The organism is Candidatus Omnitrophota bacterium (assembly GCA_040755155.1).
Lineage (GTDB): Bacteria > Hinthialibacterota > Hinthialibacteria > Hinthialibacterales > Hinthialibacteraceae > JBFMBP01.
Genome location: JBFMBP010000111.1, coordinates 38,856 through 45,535 on the forward strand (window position 1 = coordinate 38,856; position 6,680 = coordinate 45,535).

Annotated in this window: 6 protein-coding genes and 1 tRNA gene; 2 read left to right on the top strand and 5 right to left on the bottom strand. The window is 51.8% G+C overall.

Going from position 1 to position 6,680, the window contains the following annotated elements:
- Window positions 1-245 precede the first annotated feature (245 nt).
- Both AB1656_16955 and AB1656_16960 read left to right on the top strand, forming a co-directional pair.
- Window positions 246-1,754: an AMP-binding protein gene (locus tag AB1656_16955; protein MEW6237076.1), complete on the top strand. Its 1,509-nt coding sequence runs from the start codon at window positions 246-248 to the stop codon at window positions 1,752-1,754.
- Between the two features lie 148 nt (window positions 1,755-1,902).
- Window positions 1,903-1,976 (top strand) — tRNA-Arg (locus AB1656_16960).
- A 201-nt stretch (window positions 1,977-2,177) separates the two neighbouring features.
- Here the strand turns inward: AB1656_16960 and AB1656_16965 are convergent.
- The 5 genes from AB1656_16965 to AB1656_16985 all read right to left on the bottom strand — a co-directional run bounded on the left by AB1656_16965 (window position 2,178) and on the right by AB1656_16985 (window position 6,453).
- A complete protein-coding gene (locus AB1656_16965) occupies window positions 2,178-2,633 on the bottom strand; it encodes a terminase small subunit (GenBank protein MEW6237077.1) in 456 nt (151 codons plus the stop codon).
- 66 nt (window positions 2,634-2,699) lie between these two features.
- The gene (locus AB1656_16970) at window positions 2,700-2,900 is read right to left on the bottom strand and encodes a hypothetical protein (protein ID MEW6237078.1); all 201 of its coding nucleotides are present in this window, start codon (window positions 2,898-2,900) and stop codon (window positions 2,700-2,702) included.
- A gap of 56 nt (window positions 2,901-2,956) precedes the next feature.
- Complete coding sequence (locus AB1656_16975; protein MEW6237079.1) at window positions 2,957-3,217, bottom strand: hypothetical protein; 261 nt, start codon at window positions 3,215-3,217, stop codon at window positions 2,957-2,959.
- Between the two features lie 361 nt (window positions 3,218-3,578).
- Complete coding sequence (locus AB1656_16980) at window positions 3,579-5,912, bottom strand: DUF3987 domain-containing protein (protein MEW6237080.1); 2,334 nt, start codon at window positions 5,910-5,912, stop codon at window positions 3,579-3,581.
- A 304-nt stretch (window positions 5,913-6,216) separates the two neighbouring features.
- Window positions 6,217-6,453, bottom strand: coding sequence for a DNA-binding protein (locus tag AB1656_16985; protein ID MEW6237081.1), 237 nt, complete (start codon window positions 6,451-6,453; stop codon window positions 6,217-6,219).
- Between the last annotated feature and the right edge of the window lie 227 nt (window positions 6,454-6,680).

The window sequence follows — 6,680 nt, forward strand, 5'->3', positions numbered from 1 at the left end:
ATGGAAAATGGAAAGATTCAACCGTAAAGAGAAGGCTGGCCGAGAGCAGAACCATTTGACGGTTCCTGGCGCAAAATGACGCAGACGGCGTGCAACAGAATCGAGAGATAATGCCGCTTCACCGCTTCCTGGATTCGTTTTGTTGGAAAATCCCGCCGCTTTCTTTATTTTGGCTTGCGTTCGCTTGCCGCTGTTGTATGGTAATCTATACTTTTTTATCCGTACTTGAAACTGGGGAATTTACAATGGAATTATATTCAACATTCATTAAATCGATCGAAAAGTACGCCGATTGTACGGCGTTGGAATGGGAAGACGGCCATTTAACTTTTCAAGAGTTAAAAGATGGCATTAACGCGGCAGGGCGCGCTTTAAAAAAGAGAAAAAACGGCGAACGCAGCAATATCTGTTTGGTCGCCCCCAATACGCCATATTTTTTTTATGGACTTATGGGCATCCTTAGCGCTGGGCATGTCGCCGTTCCCCTCAATCCCCTGCTCAATCCCGAAGAACTCGCCGCCTTGATCGCTCATGCGAAATCTTCCGTTTTGTTGTACGATCCACTCTTGTCGGAAAAAGTCCAGCAGGCCGCGTCTCAGATGAAAATAAAAATCGATTTGATTCCCCTCCCGCAGTTGTTGGAAAACAATTTCCCCATTACGGAGAATCTTCTTCCATCGATCCAACCGGACGACGCTTCGATGATCCTCTATACCTCCGGCACGACCGGCGATCCCAAAGGCGTCATACTCACTCACCGCAATATTTACGAAGATTGTCTCTTATTCACCACCGTAATCGATTTCAGTCCCGCCGATACCCTGCCTTTGATGCTGCCGTTGTTTCATACATTCGCCATGACCGTCATTCTGTTCGGAGCCCTGATGCGGGGTTCAAAAATTCGGCTCTACCCGCAATTCACGCCGCAAAAGATTCTCGAATGCATCGTCCAAGATTCCAGCGTCATACTGGTCGCCGTTCCGCCCATGTTTTACATGCTGGCTCGTTTCGCGCCGGACGGCATTGCTTCCCAACACCATATTCGAATGGCGGTATCCGGGGGCGGTCCATTGCCGATGGAGGCGTCGAATGCCTTCCAAGAGAAATTCAACCATGAAATCCTGGAAGGGTATGGCCTGACGGAGACGTCCCCCGTCGTATCGGTGAACCTCCCAGGGAAAAATAAGCCCGGAACCATCGGCCCTCCTCTTCCCGGCGTAGAAGTCCAAGTGCGCGACAATGATGGAAATACCCTCGGCTGCCATGAAGTCGGCGAACTCTGCGTGAGAGGCAAAATCGTCATGCAGGGGTATTATAGAAATCCCGAAGCCACCCAAGCGGTATTCTACGAGGATGGATGGTTCCGCACCGGCGATCTGGCCCGCATCGACGAAGAGGGATATATGCAAATTGTCGGCCGCGCCAAAGACCTTATCGTTTGCGGCGGCGAAAACATCTATCCCCGCGAAATCGAAGAGACGCTGCTTCGCCATCCCGCCGTCGCGGAAGCGGCAGTAGTAGGCCGTCCCCATCGATTGCGCTCGGAGACGCCCTTCGCCTTCATTGTCCTGAACGAAGACGCGAAAAGCGAAATTACGGAGTCCGAATTGCGCAAACACTGCCGCGCGCATCTTGCGGAATATAAAATTCCGGAAGGCTTTTCCTTCATCGAGGAAATGCCGAAAACCGCTACCCGCAAGATCCAAAAAGAGGAACTGAAAAAGATTTATTTTAATAAGAATCCTAAAAATTGAACGCCGTACGCCGAGAGGATAAGAAAAAGAGAAAGAAAATCTCCGAAGATTCGCATTCGATTTGGACAAGAAGCGTCCAAAATCCGCTTGCGCTTATTGCCTATAGAAAAGAAGAATATATAATACGAATTTCTTGGAAAGAAAAAACGCGCCGATGGCTCAATTGGATAGAGCACCTGACTACGGATCAGGAGGTTGCAGGTTCGAATCCTGCTCGGCGCATACTTGATTTTATTAGACTTACGCCGCATTAATTCCACTCGATAAAATTTCCCATGCTACCCCAGTGCTACCACTAGAGAGAAAACGGGGCGTTTTTTGGGCGGATCGCCGAACGGATCGCGAAACAAAAAAACAGCCCCGGAATGAATGATTCCAGGGCGTTCGGTTCGTTTCATATTTCTAAGGTTTTCATCCACCGGTTTATTCTTCGGCTTTGGCTTCCGCTTCCAGCCGCCTTTGATGCTCCGCCGCCGCCTTGCTCCATTCTTCGGGCGATACGGGCGAAGGAACAAGCAAGACTCCGCCGCGCTGTTCGGTTATCTCAAATTTCTTGACGAACATCCCTAAATGCTTACCCAAAAGTTCCAACGCTCGAATCTTGTCAGCCGCTTTGATTTTCCCAACCTTCGCAAAAGCGATAGTTCCTATTTCCTGGACGACTCTGTCCGCGTCGATTTCTGTCCGGGCGGAACGCTCCGCCAATGCCTTATCAATCGCTTTTTTGATTTCAGGTTTTTTCAAGTTTTCTTCGCCGATTGCCCCGGCTGTCCGGGGGGAGTATCCCGAACGGATCGCCGCTTGTGATGCGTTCAGGTCAAGCAAGTATTCCTTAACGAATCGCTCTTGCCGTGGGTTCAACTTTTTCGACGTTCTCATCGGATGCACCAGCTTATACACTTTTTCTAAAAACTTGCGCCCGCGTATGCGTTGTTAGGGATAATGTCATCGCCTCAAAAGCCCTAGAGATTTCTCCCCCCTATCCCCCGCCCCGCTGGATGTCGCCGCCGGTTCAACGTCAATCCAGAGTCTGCAATCATGGCAAAAGACGGACGAATGCGCCGGGGCATGGCAAAGGACGCGCCCGCATGACGGGCATTCCGCCGGAAACAACGGCTTCTCTATGAGGTCTTCGGCTTCGTTCATAATTGCTTTCCATGTCAAAAGTATATTCCTAAATCGCCTATAAGAGAACATTCTCGCTAGTCATAAGATTCATCGGCTTCTCTGGAATCTTGCGCCCTATGGCAAGGAAACGGCTTTCCCGCCGGTTTGCCTTGAGACGATTCAACAGCCGCGCCGATGGATTCCACGGCCACCGCCGCCGCGTCATCCGGGCCGTAATGCGTTTGACGTTGAATCCGTTCCATCGCCGAAAGAAAGCGGGCTACAGCCCAAACCGGCCAAGATGCAAGTCGCCGCCGAACCCATTCTTCCGGGACGCAGTCTCTCTTCCCGGCCACCGGGGGGGCTGATGCAGCTTCCTTGACGGATTCCCCCCTCTTTGCGTTTCTATAACCTTGGCGGGGCGGCTAATCGTGCTAATCGTGCTAATCGCTTCATAAGCAATTGATTTTTCTTGATTAAAAATTAGCCGCTCCTTGGCTAACGATGTGCTAATTTCTGGCTGTTCATCCGGCGTTAGCCCTGTTTTAGCACAAATTAGCCAAGCGTTAGCCGTTTGGCAAATTCCCGTAAGTGGTTGATTTATTGAATCTTGGGTTATACCGTTAGCACAATTAGCCATATTAGCCGCCCCGCCGCATTCGCGGGGCGTTATGTCATCCGGCGGATTGAAAACGAATTTTGTTGTTAAGGGGGCTATCATGCGGCTTTGACTCCCCCTTTTTGGCGGAATACTTTAATAGCGTTTTCGAGTTCTTTTCCGTAAATCGTGGGATCGATTTCATCCGATAGGATGGATGGATTGATTATCCAAGCGTCTTTGATATCTCCACCGCCCGTTACGGCTTGGAGTAGAAAACCGTGCGAAACCAGGATTGAAACGATTACCCGCGCCCGCCGTGCGAATCGGATCGCACGGGAACCGCCTTGATAAATGTCTTTCAAGCGGATCGCTTCGCCGGGGAGTTCGATGTTGCGAAATATCCATGCCATTGTGCGGCGGGCTAAATCAAGATCGGGATCGTCTTGCGCGCATTCGAAAAGCCGAATGGCTTCGTTTGTGTGATGGATTATGATGCGGATCGCAGATTCTAGGGTTTCATTTGTTATCATCTCTGCGTCAGGCTTATGAAAAACCTCGATAACCGCCGCTACCCGCAGAACATTTTCGGGGGCTTTATTCGCCATGCTCCGAATGCTTTGAAGGGGGCCGCCTTCCCCCATTGCGGTTTCGATGCGGTTGTGAAATCCAATCCATAGAGATTCCGCTTTTTGTTCAAGACGGATCGTCCAGGGCTGTAATTCTTCCGTCGTTTCTTCGCGGATCGGCCAGGACGATTCAAGCAAATCGCGAACGCGGGAACAATAACGCCGAAAAGCGGGATCGTCATGGATGTTTTTTCTCATCTCATCGGGATTAATTAAGCGCTCTCCAATGCGTGAAGCGGGAAACGCCGGAAGAAAGCGGGATAGAAAGCCTTGATCGCCTAACGTTGCGTTACTCAAAAATGCTTGGGCTATGCGCCTTTGCAGCATGAGATGGATAGAAAGCCGCCGCCCCGCCATATAATGCGCTCCGTCCTTGGCGCGGACGCGGGAAATAGTTCCCCCGCCCCATAATTCTGAAAGCCCAGCCGCCGTCTTTGTCTGGTTCTCATCACTCATGGCGTAACCGCCTAGAAACCGCCCGCCCTCATCGGAAAATAGGCCAAGGGCGGGAATGGCTTCCTCAAACAACCGACATAATCCCTCAAACGTTGGTTCGCTGAAAATCAAAAATGGTTTGCGGGGCGGGAGAGGTTCAGGGCCGATTTCGTTTAGGCTTTCCTTCCGCAAGAATCGCTCTTTATTTTTTGACGAAAGCGCTTCACTCCGGGCTTTTTCCCATATCGTCCTTTCGTCGTCAAATTCTTGACGCGCCCGCTTGTATTCTCTCATCCGTTCCTCTTGCCATCGCCGATGTTCGAATAGCGCCAAAGTGTCAACCGTCGATTTCCGTTCTCCGCTTTCGCCGATGGTCAGAAAGAAAAGCGATGAAGGACGTTTGTCTCCCCGGATCAAAACATCGACGAATGGTTGAACGCAAAGCGCCGCCGCCGCCAAGATCGAATTTCCAACGATAGCGGCGGGGGCTTGCGTGTAGCGTTGAACGGCTTGGGCGGCGGGGCTAAGGATGGGGCCAAGGGCTTCTAAGGGATACGTTTCCGGCGGCTCGGTTTCCCGTTCCAGGGGGATAGGGATTGTCGATTCTGCGCCGCCGGGGGCGGTTATGACGGGCATAGCCGATGCGGGCGGCGGTTCGTATTCCGGGGCGAGTTCCACTAACCGGCGCAACTCATCCGCCGTTCCGCCGGAAGCCAACCAGTCGGAAACATCGCCCTTTTCGGGAAGCCCCGGAAGAGGAACGATCTTGACGGATCGCGCCGCGCCGTGGAGAGACGCCGCCACATCCGCCACGCGTTTTTGACCGGGTTCGTCATTATCGGAAATAATGACAACATCGCGCCCGGCTAGTAGGCGCCGGGCGTCCTCTTGGACGAGATTCCATTTTCCCGCGCCTTGCGGGGCCGTCGTTGCGAGAAGGCCAAACGCCCGCAATGCGTCCGCGTCCTTCTCGCCCTCGACGATGAAAATGGGTTGACTCTTATCGGCTTGGATCAATTCGGGAAGCCGATAAAGAACGCGCCGGACGCCGTTCATGTCCCAGATATGGCCGCCGTTCCCGTCGGGCCGCCTCTGTTTAAACCCCTTCGGCTTAAACCGGCAAACTTCGAATAAGAGATTTCCCTTTTCATCTTGATAGGGATAGGCTTTAGTCTGGATCGGTTTTTCGCCCGTGGGCTTCACCGTTGACGCTGGAAACACCGGGCCGTGGTTCTTACCGCATTCGCATGAGCCGTCTAACCGATGAGGATAGGTTTGCCCGTTCGGATCGGGCTTGAGGTTTCCCGCGTATTCTTGCCTGCTACAGTGAGCAAAAAGACCATCGCCGGAAAGAAAGCCATGACAACGTTTCCCCTTGCCTCTAGGCATTTCATCGTATCCGCCGCATATAGGGCAGGGTGAATTTTTTGTAAATCTTCGCTTCTCGCCTTTTACGCAGGATGGATTGGATGGTACATTACTATTTGAAAAACTGTTATTTTGTGATATGCTTTGATTGTTCACTTGTAAATAACCTCAATTCCCGCCCGCATTGCTTGCCAGAGCGATACGGGCGATTTCGTTTTTAGCGGACGCCATCGCCGCCTTCGCCTTTGTTTCCGCCGGAAATTACAGAGATGGTAACATGCCAACGCAAAAAAAGGCGTTATCGCTTCTATGTCGAATGGGGCAATCATCGGCTTGAGCCTTCCGCCGCCGCGCCCGCGCCATCATCGGAAGTTGACGTTCGAAGCCGTTCATCTATCCATGCTTGCAGGTCAGACGCTTGATAGCGAATCGCCTTCGCCGAAATCTTCAAAAATCGCGTGCCGCCGCCGCGCCATCGCCAATTCCTTAGCGCCGATACGGTAAATCCCAGAAATGCCGCCGCTGCTCTTTCGTTCAATAACGGTTGGTTTGATGTTTCCATAATTCGTTTCACCTTCGTCCTTTGTCAAATTTGACAAAATTTTTAAAATGCGGAGCGTATTGTCGCTCTGAATGTCCGTTTGTCAATACTTTTTTTTAAAAAAATGTAGATTGATGGTAGGTGCTTGCGGATTTGTGGCGGAATTTAAGGTTTAATCGATGCCCGGCGAGCCGGATCGCCGGTCTTCCCAGGCCGCCCCGCGAAGGGCGGCTAGGGAAGGGCTAAGC